Genomic DNA, 16,280 nt, shown 5'->3' with positions numbered 1-16,280 from the left:
TAGCTACAGGGGACAGGATAGTGATTGAGACACAGATTCCGGATGACGGGTATAAGAAATCGTTTTTAATCGATATGGACGGTGTGATTAACCGCGGGCCTACCCTCATCCCCGGGGCCAGGGAATTCGTGAACAGGCTGATCGATCGCGGCTACCCCTTCCTGTTCATCACGAACAATTCCTACCACACCCAGTTGGAGCTCCGCCACCGCATGCACGGAATGGGGATCGAGGTGGAGGAAAGCCGATTCTACACCTCCGCCATGGCGACGGCGACCTTCATGGAGTACCAGAAGCCCCGGTGCTCGGCGTACGTGATCGGCGGCAAGGGGCTCCTGGCCGAGCTCGAAAAGCACCATATCACCGTGACCAAGGACAATCCCGATTACGTGGTAATCGGCGAGACGGACGAGTACGATTACCTGAAAATCATGGAGGCGACGTTTCTTATCATGGAGGGGGCCCGATTCATTGCAACGAATCCCGACATAACCGGTCCCACCTCGCGCGGGCCGGTCCCCGCGTGCGGCGCCCTCGTCGCTCCGATAGAAAAGGTCACCGGTCGCAGCCCCTATTTCCTGGGGAAGCCAAATCCCGCGATGATGTACTGGGCGCGCAAGCACATAGGCGTGCATTCGGCGAACTGCTTCATGGTGGGAGACCGCATGGACACCGATATCGTCGGGGGGCTCGAGGCCGGCATGACCTGCTGCCTCGTACTCACGGGGGTGACCACGAGGGAGATGGTCGGTCAGTTTCCCTACGTGCCCGATTACATCTTCAATAACGTCGGGGAGATCGATCCCGACAGGATACTTTCACGACGGGACCGCGTGGCGAAAGGAAGGTCCTGAACTGGGGTACCGCCTACCTGTCGAGCGCGGCGATCGCAGGAAGCGTTTTCCCCTCGAGCATTTCCAGAAACGCACCGCCCCCCGTCGAAATATACGACATCTTGTCCGCGTAACCGGACTGGTTTAGCGCCGAGACCGAATCTCCGCCTCCGATCACGCTCAGGCAGCCCGATTCCGCGACGGCCTTCGCGGTCATGTTCGTTCCGCCGGCGAAGGCGGCGTTCTCGAACGCGCCCAACGGCCCGTTCCAGATGATGGTCTTCGATTTCATGATAACGTCCCTGAACAGCGCGACGCTTTGGGGTCCCACGTCGAAACCTGCCATGTCGGGGGGGATGTTGTCTATCGGCACCACGCTGGTTTTTGAGCCGCTTTCCATATCCGGCGCGATTACCGCGTCGACAGGCAATAGTATCTGGACGTTATGCTTTTTCGCCAGCTCCATGATGTCCCGCGCGGTCTGAACGTAGTTTTCCTCGACGAGGGATTTCCCGGTGTTCACGCCCTTCGCCTTCAGGAAGGTGAAGGCCATTGCGCCGCCTATGACCAGGTAATCGACCCTGTCCATGATGTGCTTGAGCACCTCGATTTTCGTAGAGACCTTCACGCCGCCCACGATCGCGAGGGTGGGCTTTTCCGGATTTTTCATCGCCTTGTTGAAATATTCAATCTCGTCTTGAAGCAGCGTTCCGGCCGCGCAATCTTTTACGTAATGCGTGATCGACTCGTTCGAGGCGTGCCCGCGGTGCGCCGTGGCGAAGGCGTCGTTGATGTACACATCGCCCAGGGACGCGAGCAGTTTGCCAAACGCCTCGTCGTTCTTTTCCTCTTCGGGATAGTACCGTATATTCTCGAGGAGCGCGACATCCCCCTCCTTCATGGACGCGACAGTGTCACGCACCGCGTCACCCAGGGGGGCGTCGATAAACTTCACGTCTTTTTTCAAAACCTGCGACAGCCTGAGCGCCACGGGCTTAAGGCTCATCTTCGGTACGACCTTCCCGTCGGGACGTCCCAGGTGGGAAATGAGTATGACCTTCGCGCCTTCTTCTATGCAGTAATTCAGGGTGGGGAGTGTCGCGGTGATGCGCGTATCGTCGGTGATGTTCATTTCCTTGTCGTAGGGCACGTTATAGTCCACGCGGATGAGGGCCCGCCTGCCTTTCAATTCAAGGTCTTTCAGGTATTTGATCGCCATGTCGACACCTCGTCGTCCATTGAATGGTTTCGATACGCCGGAAAGAGGGTGGGGCGCCGGAGCGCGCCCGTCAAGAAATATTTAGCGCTCTTCGGCCTGCATCCTGCGTATCTTCTTCTTTACCACAACCTTTGAGATAATGATCGAGATTTCATAGAGGAGCATGAGCGGTATGGCGACCATCGACTGGGTAAGCGGGTCCACGGTCGGGGTGATGATTGCCGCGATGATCCACACCAGTACGATCGCGTACTTGCGCTTGGAGACCAGGAACGCGGGGGTGACGAGGCCGATCTTGGTGAGTATGAGGATCACGATGGGAAGCTCGAAGATGCCTCCCATGGCGAAGCTGAAGAGCATGATCACCGAAAGATAATCGCTCGCGCTGATCATGCTCACCATGTCGGGCGGCGTGAAGCTGAGAAGCGCCGTTATCGCCATGGGGAGGGCAAGATAGGTGAGGCTCACGCCCAGGTAAAAGAGCAAAACCGCCACAACGATCATACCGCGCGCAAATCCGCGTTCCTCCTTGTTTATTGCCGGCGCGATGTACTTCCATATCTCGAAAATGATTATGGGAAATCCCAGGAGCAGCGCCGCGATGAGCGAAGACTTGAGCCTGAGCAGAAAACCGTCGATGAGGTTGAACACGTTGAGCTTGAGCCCTGTATCGGTATAGGGTTTGGTGAGAAAGGACAGTATCTCGTCCGAGAAGAAGAACGAAAGCAGCATGATGACGAGGATGGAAACCAGCGTGAACACTATGCGGCTTCGAAACTCGTCCAGGTGCGAGATGAGGCTCATGGGGGTGTCCCCCCGCTTGAGGGCCTCGGGATCGATCTCTTCTTCCGGTTCCTCTATCTTCACGGGGAGCTTCGAGGGGACGCGGGCGAGCGCGTTCTCGACGACAGGAGACTTCTTTTTACCGCGCCTGGGCGCTCCGGCGGGGGCTTTTCCCGTATTGGGCTTCTTCTTCCTGCCGCCTGTTTTTTTCTTGTCTTTCGGATCTTTTTTATCGGCCACCGGGGCGCTCCTCAGTAAATATCGTGAAATTCCATGCATTGTCGCGGACACTGTCAAGCATTTTGCGGGAATTAAGGAAATGCGCTTGCCGCGCGCGCCGCGCACCGGCAGAGTTGATCAGCGCGAAAAGCGCCTGTAATCAGCGCGGGGAGGGAAAGACCCGAATGAGCGGCAATAGTACCGATACTGCCTCGATCCGGATCGCGCTCACGCTCGACACCGGGCGGGGTATGGAATCGTACCACGTCTACGGCGAGAGGCATTCCACGGAGGACGTCCTGCATCTTTCAGGGCACTTCAACGAGCTCGAGGCGCTGTACGACGCGGTGAACGAGGGCGCCGATTTTCTCGAGGACTTCGAGGAGCGCCTGTGGCCCTACATCTGGATGGAGGGCGCGGATGGATACGTCCTGTTGGACGATTTCAACGTCTCGGTGGATTTCACCCACGAACGGAGTATCGGCGACATGGCCTCGTACATCTACATCGATCCGCGCCGGGCGTTCGGAGACGGGAAGCATCCCACCACGGTGCTCTGCATGAAACTGCTTGCCGGGTATCTGCGCCCCATTCCCGAGGAGGCCCGAAAAGGCCTGTCGATCATGGACGTGGGGACCGGCACCGGGATACTTTCGATCTTCGCGGCGCGTTACGGCGTGCGCGACATCAGGGGGATCGATATACACGACCGCGCGGTGGCATGCGCGCGTGAAAACATGATCGCGAACGGCTGCGGGTTCATCGACGTGGGCCTGGGCGACCTCGCGAACTTCAATCCCGGCAGGACCTACGACATCGTGCTCGCGAACATAATCACCGACGTGATACTCGCCTACCTGGACAGGATCCTCGCCCTTGTCGCCCCGGGCGGCGCGCTCATAATGAGCGGCATACTCACGCGCCGCGCGCATGAGGTGCTGGAGGCGCTGCGCCATCGCGGTATCCGGATCGCCGACGACGCGGAGATGGACGGCTGGACGGGACTGTTTATCCGTATGGACGGCTGAACCGGAGACGGGCCATCACACCCGGCTCGCGGAAATGCCGAGCAAGGACGCCGCGTTCTCGAAAAAAATCATACGTTCGAGCGATGCGTCGCCGCGGCACGCGGCGCGGACGGTCCGCAAATGCGGCTTCCGGTTCCCGTACGGCCAGTCCGACGCGTACATGACCCGTTCCGCGCCGAATGAACGGATGAGTTTCCTTATGGTATAGGGAGACTGGAAGCTCGTGTCCACCCAGACGTTTTTCAACCCGCCCATGAGTGCGCGCACCTCGCGATGCCAGAAAAGCCCCGCGTGACCCACGACGAATCGTATGCCGGGGAAATTCCGCACCATATGCGCAATGGGCTTAATCGACCCAAACGCGGCGACGTTGCGGTGTTTCTCGTCCCCCAGGTAGTATTGCGATTTTCCCGCGTGTACGAGCACGGGCCTTCCGAGCGGCTGGAAGGCCTCCAGGACGCGCGAGGTGCGCTCGTCCGTGGGGGAGACACGCTGTATCACGGGGTGGAGCTTGAGCCCGCGGGCGCCGTCCCGGACATCCTCCCGGAGCGATTCCTCCATTGAGCTCATGTCGTCGAAGTCGACGGTCGTGAAGGGAACGATGCGATCGTCGTGCGCGGCAGCGCCGATGAGGTCCTTGAAGGTTACGTGCGGCGCGATGGGAAGGCATACGGTATGCGCGATATCGGTTCCATCGAGGGATTCCCGCATGTTCTCGAGCGTCGCCGTGGAATTACGCGCGCGTTCCGCCCTGGTCGCCTGGGTCATGCAGGCGTAATAAAGAAGCTTGCCCAGGCCCAGGTTCCGCATCATGAGACTCTCGCTGAGGGCCTGGGGATCCATCATCGCGGGCATTCGTACCCCTTTCCGGTAGATGAGCTCTCCGCCCCCGCGGTTCAGTATGTCGCCCAGGTGGCTGTGCGCGTCAATGATCATGGCAAGGTACCCCCTCTTTCCGCGCCCGCCGGTTTTCGAAGGATGCGGCTTCGATGTGCCGTGGGATCGCGGGTATGAGTATACCATCATTATATTAGTTTGGCAACCAATAAATACGTCCCCGCGACCTCCGAAATGAAAAAATGTATTTTAATTTTCAGGGTGGGAATGCTATTGTTGACCGTGCGCGTGAAAGTGCGTACGAACAAATAGAAAGATCGCCGGGGGATTGCATTCCCTGTCCCCTGAAATCATTCTCACAGGAGAATTCCCATGCACAGGGGCGTTCCGACGGTACTCGCCGCGGGCATGCTTATGCTCTGCGGCTGCACGAATAAGGGCCCCATGGAGGCCGTGATGGACCAGCGCGCGCTCATACCCCGACCCACACAAGTCGAATCCGTGCCGGGATCTTTTACAATCAGCGGTGACACGATTATTTTCGCGAGCGATGACGCATCCGTGCGCACGACGGCGGCCATGCTTTCCGGATGGATTTCGGACGCCAAAGGGCCTGCGCTCATGATAAAATCATACCAGGGGGCGCGGCGGCAGGGCGCCATCCACCTTGCACTGGAGGCGCCCGGGAGCGGGATAAACGCGGAGTCCTACTCGCTGCGTATCGGACCCGACGAGGTGTTTCTGGGCGCGCCTTCGCCCGAGGGCGTGTTTCGCGGCGCGCAAACGCTCAGGCAGATGATCCTTGCCGGGCCGGGCGGCCCCGGGAATAAGACCGTCAGACTTCCGGGAATCGTTATCCGCGATGCGCCGCGCTTCCCCTGGCGCGGACTCAATCTCGACTGCAGCAGGCATTTTTATCCGAAAGATTTCATTAAACGCTGCCTGGACCTTCTCGCGCTCTACAAGATGAACGTGTTCCACTGGCATCTCACCGACGACCAGGGCTGGAGGCTCGAAATCAAAAAATATCCGCGCCTGGCCCAGGTGAGCGCCTTCAGAAAGGAGGGCGGGGCCGATTACGGAGGCCTGTATACGCGCGACGACGTGCGCGAGATCGTAGAGTACGCGCGGGAGCGCTTCATCACCGTGGTCCCGGAGATCGAGATGCCGGGTCACTGCCAGGCGGTCCTGGCTGCCTACCCGGAACTGTCCTGCACGGGGGGACCGTTCAAGGTGAGCGCACGGTGGGGAATTCATCGGGACGTATTCTGCGCGGGCAGCGAAGACACCTTCCGTTTCCTGGGAGACGTGCTCGCCGAGGTCGCCGCGATGTTCCCCGGGAAGTACATCCACATTGGCGGTGACGAATGTCCCAAGTTCAGGTGGAAGGCATGCCCCAGGTGCCAGGCGCGCATGAAGGAACTGGGCCTTCGCGACGAGAAGGAGTTGCAGAGCTGGTTCATCACGCGCGCCGAATCTATGCTCGCCGCGCACGGGCGAAGGCTCATAGGCTGGGACGAGATACTGGAGGGCGGGCTGCCGGAATCGGCTACCGTGCAGTCGTGGCGGGGTGTCCAGGGCGCGGTCGAGGCGGTGAAGCAGGGCCGCAGGGCGATTGTGTCCCCCACGTCGCATACCTATTTCGATTACGGGCTCGCGATCACCAGCCTGGAAACGGTCTATTCGTTCGAGCCCATTCCCCCCGGAATCCCCGAAGACCGCCGGGGGCTGATACTCGGGTCCGAGGCGAACATGTGGTCCGAATACGCGACCGTCGACAACGTCGAAGAGAAGCTTTTCCCCCGGATGCTCGCGCTCAGCGAAACGCTGTGGAGCCGGCCCGAGGGCCGGGACTATGACGAATTCCACGGACGCCTGCAGACGCACTACGGCATTCTCGATGCGCGCGGGGTGCGCTACGGCGCCGAGCGCGAGCCGGGCATACTCAAGGCATGGTATTTCATGCGCGACCTGCGCACCCTGTTCGGCATGATCGCCGACGACCCCGGGATCGCCTGGCACACGATGAAGCTCTACCTCGGCATGAAGGGCGACGACTAGGGGGACGCTGGTTCACGGGGGTTATCACACGGAGTGGGCTTGCATGAAGGGACGGGCCCATGATTTTCCGGGCGTTGCATGGCGTGTGGAGGAAGGTAAAGGAAGCGTTTCGCTACATCCCGCGACTGGTGGCCCGGCGATAAAAGAATAAGTACATTCCAGCTCAGGGGGTTCCAATGCTATACGATGCGCATCTCTGGAAAAACACCACATGCTCAAAAACCGAAAAGCGGAAAATTATCCCCATAATAGACATGCTCGTTCAATTCGCCGAAAAGGCGCGCATGGAAGGCCTCCTCGCCCTTGAAGACGAGCTGCCCGGCATCGAATCGACTTTCATAAAAAACGGCCTCAGGCTCGTGGTGGACGGATGCGATCCGCAGCGTGTGCATGATATATGTGTGACCAGGATGCGTGCCGGGCATTTTGACGGATGGGAGCTGCTCATGCGCATGGTCGCGACGAGCGGGATACTGGGCATTCAGCAGGGACTTTCACCAAACTATGTCCGCGAGGAAATGATGGCGCATCTCGGGGAACGGTTGGAACCCGATTATTCCACTCCGCCGGCGGTACACGGTCAGGCTGATCCGGAAAAAGCGGACGACAAGACCGGTTTTACGCCCAACCGCGTTCCGGTTAACGAAATGTCTCCCGGAGCGAATATCTCCATTCCCATGGAAGACGAGGAATGCAGGCAGGAGCTCGAAAAAATCCTGTCGGCCAACAGGCGCATCGTGTCCAGCGAACCCGTTTCCGAACAGGAGATAGGGGCGCTCGCGGAGGCAGTGAAATCGTCCGGGCAGGGAGTGCGCACCCTTATCATGCTCCTGGGATCACGACCGGCAGAACTGTCTTCGCAGGTGATGCGGGGATTCGAGGAATATGCCCCCGAATTGTATGAACAGATCATGCAGAAATGGTTTGTCTTCGAGGATCTTGCCGCGTGCGGCGACAGGGTGATACAAAAAGTCCTTCGCGAGGTGGATACGCAGGACCTTGCAAAAGCCTTTAAGGGCGCAAGCCCGGCAGTACAGGAGAAGATATTTGCGAATATGAGCAAAAGGGCAGCCGCGCTTCTCCGCGAAGATATCAAGTATATGGGCCCCATACGTCTCGAGGACGTGGAAGAATCACAGAACAGGATAATCCGTATCGTTCACAAGCTCGGGGAATCAGGAGACATACTCATCGCAAGGCCGGGAGAGCGTTTTGTATAACAGAACTGAGACGCCGGCGCGCAGGTTGGGGAAAACTACCAGCTTACAAGGTAGGTACAGGAATCCGCACCCTTCTTGCGGCAGGGCTGAGTATCGTCATGGCGTACCATCACCAGCGGAACGCCTGCCGGTTTGAAACGCTGCGACATCGCATCGATTATGCCTCTATCGAAATCGCAATGATACGGGTTATTGCATACCAGCTTCATCTTGCGCTCCCCCGTTTTCTCGAATGCGTAATGCCCTATGCCTTCCTTCATGGCTCCGGTATTCGGGTTGAAGAGCACCTCGTTGTTGATCCTGTGGTTCATGTGGTACGCAACGTCGATCGCGGAGAGCGCCTTTTCGATATCGTCAATCTGGGGCGGAAATTTCGCGTTCTCGGGTATTTTCTTCCCGATGTTGAAGAGCGTATAATCTCCCGTCGCCTTGGCTATGGCCTCGAACGCATTGAGCCATGCCTGCTGTGAATACCATTTCCCCGGTTCCGGCGATTTTATTCCCTGTTCATCCAGGAACTTCATGGCCCGATCCTTGAAGTTACCCATCCCGTCAACGATTGAAAGCACGGTTTCGCCGTTGACCTCCGCATTGGCCGTGAATGCCTTAAACTGAGCCATTTGGGACCTCCTTCTACAGTTTTACATATTCGATCCGCTCTTTCAGCACCTGCGAGGTGCTCGCCAGCTCGACGGACTTGTTCGCAATCTGCTCGGAGCCGGACGCGATCGCCTGGGTGGATTCGTTGATCTGTGATACCGATTTCACGATTTCCTGGATCGCCGTGTGCTGCTCCTCGGTAGACGCCTTGATCTCATCCGAACCGGACTTTACCGTGTCCGCCTCCCGGTTGATGATTTCCTTGATCTCGAGCTGCATGTTCACGTTGGAGGAAATCTGGTCCACCAGCGAATCGATCCGCCCGACCCCCTGGGAGATGCCGGAAATCATCGAAACGGTTTCCTTGACATTGCCCAGCTCCACCACGATCTCCTGGTCGTTTTTCTTGATGAGGGCGTCGATATCCTTGATGCTCATCGTGGTCTGGTCGGCGAGTTTCGAAATCTCGTCTGCGACGACCGCGAATCCCCGCCCATAATCCCCGGCACGCGCCGCTTCGATCGAGGCATTCAGGGACAACAGGTTGATCTTGTCCGAGATGTCGTTGATAATCTGCACGATATTGGTCATTTCCCGGGAGTTCGCGCGTATCGTTTCCATGCTGACGCTCAATCTCTCGAGCGTTTCACTCCCCACCGCTACGTGGTGTGATATTTCCCCGGAAAGCGCCTGGGCGTCCTGGACCTGCCGGCTGATCTCGGTGATGACGCTCGACAGGGTTAGAATGTTCCGGGTAAGCTCGGAAAGCTTGGAGAACTGCATGGAAACGTTATTGGTGACCGTTTCCATCCCGGCGGATATCTCTTCAATGGTTGCGGTGATCTGTTCAGTGGTCGCGGCCTGGTTTTGTGCATTTTGAGAAAACACCAACGATGTATCGGACATAGAGTTGAGTGATTCCACGAGATTGCCGGTAATTCCGGTTATCTCGTCCATGAGATACGAAACCCGTGCGAACATGCCGTTCAGGTTGTCCGTGATTTCCCTGAAGCCGCTCCGGCTTGTTCCCGGCAGCCGGGTGTAAATGGTAATATTACGGGTATTTTCCACAAGCTTCCGTACAGGGATGCCAAACCTCCTGTGCCGGAGAATAGCGGCAGAGACGCCAAATGCGAGAATCCCCGCCATTGCAAGCCCAAAATACGCGAGCGCACTGCTGTTCAAGGCGCCGGTAGGGGACACGAATATCAGGAGGACATAAAAAAGGCAGGCCGCGAATATAAGTGGCAAAAGACCTATGAACACCGACACGCTGCGAATCGAGACTGCCCGTTTCCTCTCGGCCATGGCTCAACCCCCTGGAGGACGTCTCAATCGGCTCCTGGAAACTTCTAGAGTCCCTGAGCTAAGATTAGAATACAGGAAAAATTGGGAATTTTCAAGTGTGATATAGCGAGGCCGCCGATACAGAATATTTCCGGGGGGTATTCCGGCTGGAGAAAAACAAGCGATTCAGAAAAATCACAGGCCGGCCGACCGCAGTAGCGCCGGCCGGCCTGTAAAACCGTGTGCTCATTGGACTGATATAGTGTGCCTCATCATGCATCCTTCCTTTTAAGGGAGGAGTATACCATGGTATTCGGATGATCGGCAGGAAGAATATCAGGCACCGGGTCATCTGACAAGGCAGTGTCGTTCCCGGGTATAGGGACGACATTCAACATGTCTGCATACGATATCCACTGACGCACATCCAGCTTTTTCCCTTCGGGATGATTCCAGGTTTTATACCAGAATACATCATTGACCGACTTGCGTTCGCTCATCGCCTGCTCCTCGCTTATCATCGCATCCTGCTCGCTCTTGGCTGCGAGGGCGATAATGGCGACCATCTTGTTCACCGGGGGCAGGTCAGGCGCCAGGATATCCCAAAATCCCTTTCCATATCCGCGCTCGAGCTCCTCGACTGAGTCATTACACTCTGCCGAATGGAGCGGTCCGGTGAGGCAGAACGCTCCGAAGCGGAGGTCTTCCCCGGTAGGAACGAGCGTGGTTCCGTCCAGATGGATCGAGTTAAGACCCGCCTGTATAGCTTCGCCGATAGAGTGTTCAATCATGTCTATGGGCAATGCTGTTTTCGCGAGCATATCGAGATCGATATAAAAGAAGAACATTTTATGAGCGTCTTCACGGGGCTTGAGCACCTTCTTGCCCAATCCCACGACGAGCCCGGCCATTTGATTATATCCATCGCGACCGGGGCCGATAAGGCCATCTCGGAGATTGTCCTCATAGCTTTCAAGTATGTCGTCGTGCGCTTTGCTCAATCCCTCTTCAATACGGTCTCTGATCCTGTTGAGCACGGTACGCCCTTGCTCGGTATTCCCCTCCACCTCGATCATTTTAACGATTTTTTCCAGACCATCCCTCACGAATAAATTATTGATGGTCCTTTTGAAATTGAATAAGACTGTCACGTCCAGATCACGATCGAAATCCACATTGCGCCGCTCGCTCTTGCGCTCGATGATCTTAGCCGCGGCGAGTTTCATCAAGTGCTCGCTAAAGGTGAAGCGATCCTCGGGACCCTTGAACCCGATCTGGATGATAACCGCTACGCGGCCGCGTTCATTCATCCCCGGATTCCCTTCGCGCGCCTCGAGTATCAGATTACGCCTCAATTCCAGGTACGCATCTTTATTGAGCCCTTCGATACACTCACGGGCAAGAGAATGGCGGATGACGTTCGCTCCGATCGCACCTCCAAGAACCCCTCCGATGGCCGCCCTGATATTATGCTCAAAGGTGCCCATGTCGATCTGCTCGAGGGTCAGCATGCTGGGGGGCATTGGTTTCCTGCGCAGATTGAGCATCTGCATGAACGGGCCACTGTAACCGGTATTCAACAGAACGATGGTCGCGAATGCGTTGTCGACAAATCGTTCACCCTGGCGAAAGAGTTTGAATTCATTAACGATAGCCTTCATTCGCTCGTTAAAGGTCCAGTCGAAATACAGTCCCTCCCAGTGCTGCGAATAGGTGGCATTGGTGGCCTTTAACCCGCACGCAAGCACTTGCGCGAGCTTGTATTTACTGGGCACGTCGGTGATGTTGAAGAGACTGAAGTTTTTTCCGGAATAATCGCTTGACCTCCAGATTCTTCGAATGGCAAGATTTTCATGATGACTAAGCGATCTGGGGTTCAGAATATACGGCACCTGGCACGTGCCCGGATGTTCTCCCGAAACCCACTGGGAAGGGTGAACGACATCTGTACCCCGGATCGCTATTTTTCTTCCCTTCTCCTTTCCCCAAATGGGGATTTTTTGTTTATTGTCCATAACGGACCTCCTCTAATATTTTTAACGCTTTCCAGCAAAGAAGAAAGCGTGCGTGCGCGGAAAGTTGCTTTATCTCATCGTCGGTGTTTTCCTGCACCATTGTCACCGGTCAGGATGCCGGTAAAAATGACATCCAGTATTTCCAGGGATTTTCCCGTCAGGTCATACGCTCTTTCATCTTTGAGCCATTTAACGACGATTCCGTCGATATATCCCAAAATCCCATAGAATACCGTGTAGAAGTTAATGGTTTTCAGCTTATTCTCTTTATTGAGGGCGACGATCCTTTCTTTGAACATGGGAAGATTGGCTGTTATATGGTCATAAAACAGCATGCGATTGCTCACCCCCGCGGAATTCTTCTCATTATGAATAAGCGTGTACACCGTATAGTTATCAGTGATGAATGAGAGCCAGTATGAAACCATTTCCTGAATCTGCCCAAGCACGTCGCTTTCCTGCGAATGGATTTTGTTTATTTCCGCGGCTATCTCGTTGAATTTTTCCTGAAGCATGTCATCCAGCAGGGCTTCCTTGTTTTTATACATACGGTATATCGATGCCTTGCCTATCCCTGTGCCCGCCGCAATGGCGTCCATCGTCGATTTAGGGTAGCCGTCACGCTCGAAAACATTTAACGCGGCCTTAAAAATTGCTTTCCGTTTATTGTCCCACGATGGATTCGTTCTTTTTGTTTTTTCATCACGCGACTCCCCCAAAGCGATAATGTTTTCAAGGAATGCCGGAGCGACGGCGATGGGATCCAGCATCCGATTCTTCGCCTCAGAAATTGCCGACCTGAATAAATCTAAAGCCGCGCCGGCCATTCCCTTTTCAAAAAGGTAGACGAGTACTTCATTCAGGTAGCGGGAAAGCCACTCCGCCCCGGCCCGTTTATAGGTTTTTTCCGTCTTGTGCTTCTTTTTGACATCTTCCAGCGAACGCCCAAGGCGTACCAGGAAGCGTGCTCTGTCAAAATTACCGTCCGGCTGAAAGAACTCTCCTATTTTGCCATAGAAGCTTACCCGAATTTTCATTTCCGTGTCTGTTTTGTTCATCGTTTCCCATCCTCGTGAGGCCCCTATGCAATAAACGGACGTACTAGTGCGTCCGTTTATTGCATAGGCATATAAATGTCAATTATTTTTTTACACACCCAGTGAGTGGCAGGTTAAAAAGGCAAATTTGATTGCAATAGACCACAAAGAAAAGGACGGGAAGGTTTTGCTTAAATGAGTGTAATTCAGAGAAGCTGCTTGATGAAGGGGAATATAATAAAAATAAAACGGACGTTATCGTGAGTTCGATAACGTCCGCCCCTGCTCCCCCGGCAAGACTCGAACTTGCGACCCAGTGGTTAACAGCCACTTGCTCTACCAACTGAGCTACAGGGGAATGGTTTCCGAGTGGGTTACTTCTTAGCAAGAGTAACGGAACCGTGTCAATACTTTTTGTAACTTTTTTCCCGCAAATTTGATTTTATCTTGCCTAATTAATTTTGAACGCGCACACTTTGCGAAAAAAGGAATAGCGGCATATTGTGAGCGATCACTTGGACGATCAATTCATCGTGACGGGCGGCCCCGCGCCCGGCGCGGGGGGGGAGGGCGCAGATACGGCCCCGGAAGATACCGCGCCTATTTTCCTGAGAGAGAAAACCTTCAATCCAGAACTCCGCGACCTGGTGAACAAGATCAACGCACGGGAGTCGGCCCCCCATATCGACGATGACGTCGATTCCCTTTCCGAGGAAGAGCTCATCATGCGCTTCCACATGCTCTTTTACCACGTGGCCAACCTTCCCGGGCGCGCGGGAACCGATTCCGCCTCCACCTACGCGGCGCTGTCGGCCATCACGAGCGAGGATCTGGGAACGGTGCTGCGCGACGGCCTGGACGGGATAGGGATACATTCGTATTGCATTCTCGCCTATAACATGCGCAGCAAGTGCTTCACCCCCGTCATCAATACCATAAGCGATGTCGAGATATACTCCCTCTTCCTGGATGTGCATGACGGCATATACCGGATGCTCCGCGAATCGGCGGATGGAATATTCGTAAAGCGCGAGGACATCGCCGCCGACGACGCGCTCGCGTCCCGGTTCGGATTTCTCCAGGGGAACTCCTGGGCGCTTTACGCAAACAGCTTCCACAATCTTTACGCGCCGCTCCTGGGAGAACAGGGCCCCGCGGCGGAAACCGGATTCCAGGACAAATCCCTCTCGCCCATACTCATGATCTGGTACCGGCAGGGCGCCCCGGACAAAAGCCCGGGCGAGGTACGCTCCTCCATCGGGGCGGTACTTGCCCCCGCGCTGCTCATGTACACCCATGACGAAATCCGCCGGCAATGGACGCTCAACCCGGGAACGGTTCAGAACACCTATTATATCCTGGAATACCTCCAGAAGGCGCGGGTCGCGGCCAGGAGGTGTGTCACCGTGGAATTGCAAATCCTGCGTCACGATCCCGAATCGTACCACCTTGCCGTGTACCTTTACGCGCTGCTGAATGAAAGGCTCTCCGGCAATTCGATAATCTGCCGCCTCGACCGGGCCAGGATACTGGTTCTGGCGTCTCCGGCGGACAAGATAATGCTCGATCTGGAAGTGCAGCGGCTGGAGCAGGTACAACCGGGCGTGATCGTCGTCAAACTCCCGGGAACGGGCGGGGACGAAACGGGTATCGACCTTGTCCGGGAGCTTATGTTTAAATAAAAACTTGCCCACTGGGTAGAAATTACCAGTAAATATTTGAATAGTCGTTCAGGTTCGGCTATTCTCGTACCGGTGCGTCCGGGGGCCGGGGAGCGGATCGGTCGATGCGCGCAATTATGAGAAAATATACAAGTCTGACCGTTATTGCCCTTACGTGCATGACCCTGGCGCTGTCCCTGTCCCGGGGAGGCCGGTCGCTGTTCGCGGCGGGTTCCGTGGGCACGTCGGGTGCGGCGTTCCTGGAACTCGGGGTGGGAAGCAGACCCCTTGGCATGGGGGAAGCGTTCACCGCTGCGGTCGGCGATATCAACTCCATATATTACAACCCAGCCGGGCTGGGCACCATGAAATACCCGGAATTCGCGGTAATGCACCAGGACCTCATACTCGATTCCCGGTTCGAGAACTTCAGCTTCGTGTGGCCGGTGTACCAGGGCTTCCTGGGATTCTCCAACTCGCTCTTCTGGGTCCCGCCGTTCGACAGGATCGATATAGACGGCAACAAGGTCGGGGACGTGCAATTCTACAATTCGGCAATGACCGTGGCCTACGGACAGTCGCTCGGCTTCGTCGAGGTGGGGGGCTCCGTCAAATACCTGTACCAGCGCATCGGCCCCATAACCGTGCACGCGGCGGCAGTGGACGTGGGCGTGCTCAAGCGCCTGTACATGTACTCGCCGTTCGATGCGCCTATCAGGAACCTTTCCCTGGGGCTTTCGCTTCTCAACATGGGCACCAAGGTCAAGAACGATCCGCTGCCCAGGACCCTGAGGATCGGGAGTTCGTACTATCTCACGAAATGGTTCGGGGTCAACGTGGACATCACCGAGTACTTCATCGATTCTTCCGACCTGTACGACTTCACCTATGGTTTCGATGAGGGACTGCGCGTGCTCACGGGGTTCGAGCTTAATTATCTGGAAATATTGACGTTCCGGGCGGGGTACCGGTTCCTCGACAACAAGGTGACGGATATCCAGGGGAAGTACAGCCTGGGGTTCGGGTTCAACTACGCGGTGAAGAACGTGGCATTCCAGGTGGACACCTCGTATACGGACACCAGGGTGTTCGGTCCGGTCTACTCATTTACGGTCACCGTCAAGCTCATTCCTAAAGTTATCACCGTGGAAAACAAGATCAAGGCCGAGGAATTCTACCAGAAGGGCATCCGGTACTACATCCAGAACGACCTGGACTCGGCAATCGAGGCGTTCAAGGACTGCGCCGAGAACAATCCGTACCATAAAAACGTGAAACAGAAGATCCTCGAGCTCGAAGAGCTCAGGGAACTCCAGCTGGAAAATGAAAAAGTCGAACAGAAGCGCAAGAAAACCAGATGAGAAGAGGCCGAACGCTTTTTGACGTCCAGTCGCGGCTCCCGGGGGAAAGAAAGTAATCTCCCGCCCGCAAGGTTCCGATACTCAAGAAGAGTACGAATCTATCGAATGCGGGTCTGCCA

Annotated in this window: 13 protein-coding genes and 1 tRNA gene; 6 read left to right on the top strand and 8 right to left on the bottom strand. The window is 56.0% G+C overall.

Annotated features, from left to right (window positions below):
• Positions 1-74 precede the first annotated feature (74 nt).
• The gene (locus tag EPN93_02705; protein TAL39124.1) at positions 75-854 is read left to right on the top strand and encodes an HAD family hydrolase; all 780 of its coding nucleotides are present in this window, start codon (positions 75-77) and stop codon (positions 852-854) included.
• 13 nt (positions 855-867) lie between these two features.
• Here EPN93_02705 and EPN93_02700 read toward each other — a convergent pair whose 3' ends face one another.
• Positions 868-2,052, bottom strand: a complete 1,185-nt coding sequence (locus tag EPN93_02700; GenBank protein ID TAL39003.1) for a phosphoglycerate kinase — start codon at positions 2,050-2,052, stop codon at positions 868-870.
• A gap of 81 nt (positions 2,053-2,133) precedes the next feature.
• Positions 2,134-3,114 (bottom strand): twin-arginine translocase subunit TatC, encoded by a 981-nt coding sequence (gene tatC / locus EPN93_02695; protein ID TAL39002.1) that lies wholly within the window; start codon positions 3,112-3,114, stop codon positions 2,134-2,136.
• A 125-nt stretch (positions 3,115-3,239) separates the two neighbouring features.
• On the opposite strand from tatC, the gene EPN93_02690 reads away from it, so the two are divergent.
• Complete coding sequence (locus EPN93_02690; protein TAL39001.1) at positions 3,240-4,082, top strand: methyltransferase domain-containing protein; 843 nt, start codon at positions 3,240-3,242, stop codon at positions 4,080-4,082.
• A 15-nt stretch (positions 4,083-4,097) separates the two neighbouring features.
• Here EPN93_02690 and EPN93_02685 read toward each other — a convergent pair whose 3' ends face one another.
• Positions 4,098-5,108, bottom strand: a complete 1,011-nt coding sequence (locus EPN93_02685; protein TAL39000.1) for an amidohydrolase — start codon at positions 5,106-5,108, stop codon at positions 4,098-4,100.
• 183 nt (positions 5,109-5,291) lie between these two features.
• Here EPN93_02685 and EPN93_02680 point away from each other — a divergent pair, with 183 nt between their 5' ends.
• On the top strand, positions 5,292-6,980 hold the full coding sequence (locus tag EPN93_02680; GenBank protein ID TAL38999.1) for a beta-N-acetylglucosaminidase: 1,689 nt from the start codon (positions 5,292-5,294) through the stop codon (positions 6,978-6,980).
• Positions 6,981-7,234: 254 nt separating this feature from the next.
• Positions 7,235-8,200, top strand: a complete 966-nt coding sequence (locus tag EPN93_02675; protein TAL39123.1) for a hypothetical protein — start codon at positions 7,235-7,237, stop codon at positions 8,198-8,200.
• A gap of 35 nt (positions 8,201-8,235) precedes the next feature.
• On the opposite strand, the gene EPN93_02670 is transcribed toward EPN93_02675, so the two are convergent.
• From EPN93_02670 to EPN93_02650, 5 genes are all read right to left on the bottom strand, one after another.
• Positions 8,236-8,820 carry a hypothetical protein gene (locus EPN93_02670; GenBank protein ID TAL38998.1) on the bottom strand — a complete coding sequence of 195 codons (585 nt, stop codon included), beginning with the start codon at positions 8,818-8,820 and terminating at the stop codon, positions 8,236-8,238.
• 13 nt (positions 8,821-8,833) lie between these two features.
• The gene (locus EPN93_02665) at positions 8,834-10,108 is read right to left on the bottom strand and encodes a hypothetical protein (protein TAL38997.1); all 1,275 of its coding nucleotides are present in this window, start codon (positions 10,106-10,108) and stop codon (positions 8,834-8,836) included.
• A 251-nt stretch (positions 10,109-10,359) separates the two neighbouring features.
• Positions 10,360-12,102, bottom strand: a complete 1,743-nt coding sequence (locus EPN93_02660) for a hypothetical protein (GenBank protein TAL38996.1) — start codon at positions 12,100-12,102, stop codon at positions 10,360-10,362.
• A gap of 74 nt (positions 12,103-12,176) precedes the next feature.
• Positions 12,177-13,160, bottom strand: coding sequence for a TetR/AcrR family transcriptional regulator (locus tag EPN93_02655; GenBank protein TAL38995.1), 984 nt, complete (start codon positions 13,158-13,160; stop codon positions 12,177-12,179).
• 264 nt (positions 13,161-13,424) lie between these two features.
• Positions 13,425-13,497, bottom strand: a tRNA-Asn gene (locus EPN93_02650).
• Positions 13,498-13,642: 145 nt separating this feature from the next.
• Between EPN93_02650 and EPN93_02645 the strand changes: the two genes are divergently transcribed.
• Positions 13,643-14,821, top strand: coding sequence for a hypothetical protein (locus EPN93_02645; protein TAL38994.1), 1,179 nt, complete (start codon positions 13,643-13,645; stop codon positions 14,819-14,821).
• A 104-nt stretch (positions 14,822-14,925) separates the two neighbouring features.
• On the top strand, positions 14,926-16,161 hold the full coding sequence (locus EPN93_02640; GenBank protein ID TAL38993.1) for a PorV/PorQ family protein: 1,236 nt from the start codon (positions 14,926-14,928) through the stop codon (positions 16,159-16,161).
• Positions 16,162-16,280: the final 119 nt, after the last annotated feature.

This window comes from Spirochaetota bacterium, assembly GCA_004297825.1.
Lineage (GTDB): Bacteria > Spirochaetota > UBA4802 > UBA4802 > UBA5368 > FW300-bin19.
The sequence above is the reverse complement of the archived record's forward strand: the minus strand, read 5'-3'. Positions and strand labels throughout refer to the sequence as shown.

Bases quoted from the DNA above. Each gene is read 5' to 3' on its own strand.
- EPN93_02640 (TAL38993.1), top strand. From the start codon at position 14,926: ATGCGCGCAATTATGAGAAAATATACAAGTCTGACCGTTATTGCCCTT.
- EPN93_02655 (TAL38995.1), bottom strand. From the start codon at position 13,160: ATGAACAAAACAGACACGGAAATGAAAATTCGGGTAAGCTTCTATGGC.
- EPN93_02665 (TAL38997.1), bottom strand. From the start codon at position 10,108: ATGGCCGAGAGGAAACGGGCAGTCTCGATTCGCAGCGTGTCGGTGTTC.
- EPN93_02660 (TAL38996.1), bottom strand. From the start codon at position 12,102: ATGGACAATAAACAAAAAATCCCCATTTGGGGAAAGGAGAAGGGAAGA.
- EPN93_02680 (TAL38999.1), top strand. From the start codon at position 5,292: ATGCACAGGGGCGTTCCGACGGTACTCGCCGCGGGCATGCTTATGCTC.
- EPN93_02670 (TAL38998.1), bottom strand. From the start codon at position 8,820: ATGGCTCAGTTTAAGGCATTCACGGCCAATGCGGAGGTCAACGGCGAA.
- tatC (TAL39002.1), bottom strand. From the start codon at position 3,114: ATGCATGGAATTTCACGATATTTACTGAGGAGCGCCCCGGTGGCCGAT.
- EPN93_02675 (TAL39123.1), top strand. From the start codon at position 7,235: ATGCTCGTTCAATTCGCCGAAAAGGCGCGCATGGAAGGCCTCCTCGCC.
- EPN93_02705 (TAL39124.1), top strand. From the start codon at position 75: ATGGACGGTGTGATTAACCGCGGGCCTACCCTCATCCCCGGGGCCAGG.
- EPN93_02700 (TAL39003.1), bottom strand. From the start codon at position 2,052: ATGGCGATCAAATACCTGAAAGACCTTGAATTGAAAGGCAGGCGGGCC.
- EPN93_02690 (TAL39001.1), top strand. From the start codon at position 3,240: ATGAGCGGCAATAGTACCGATACTGCCTCGATCCGGATCGCGCTCACG.
- EPN93_02685 (TAL39000.1), bottom strand. From the start codon at position 5,108: ATGATGGTATACTCATACCCGCGATCCCACGGCACATCGAAGCCGCAT.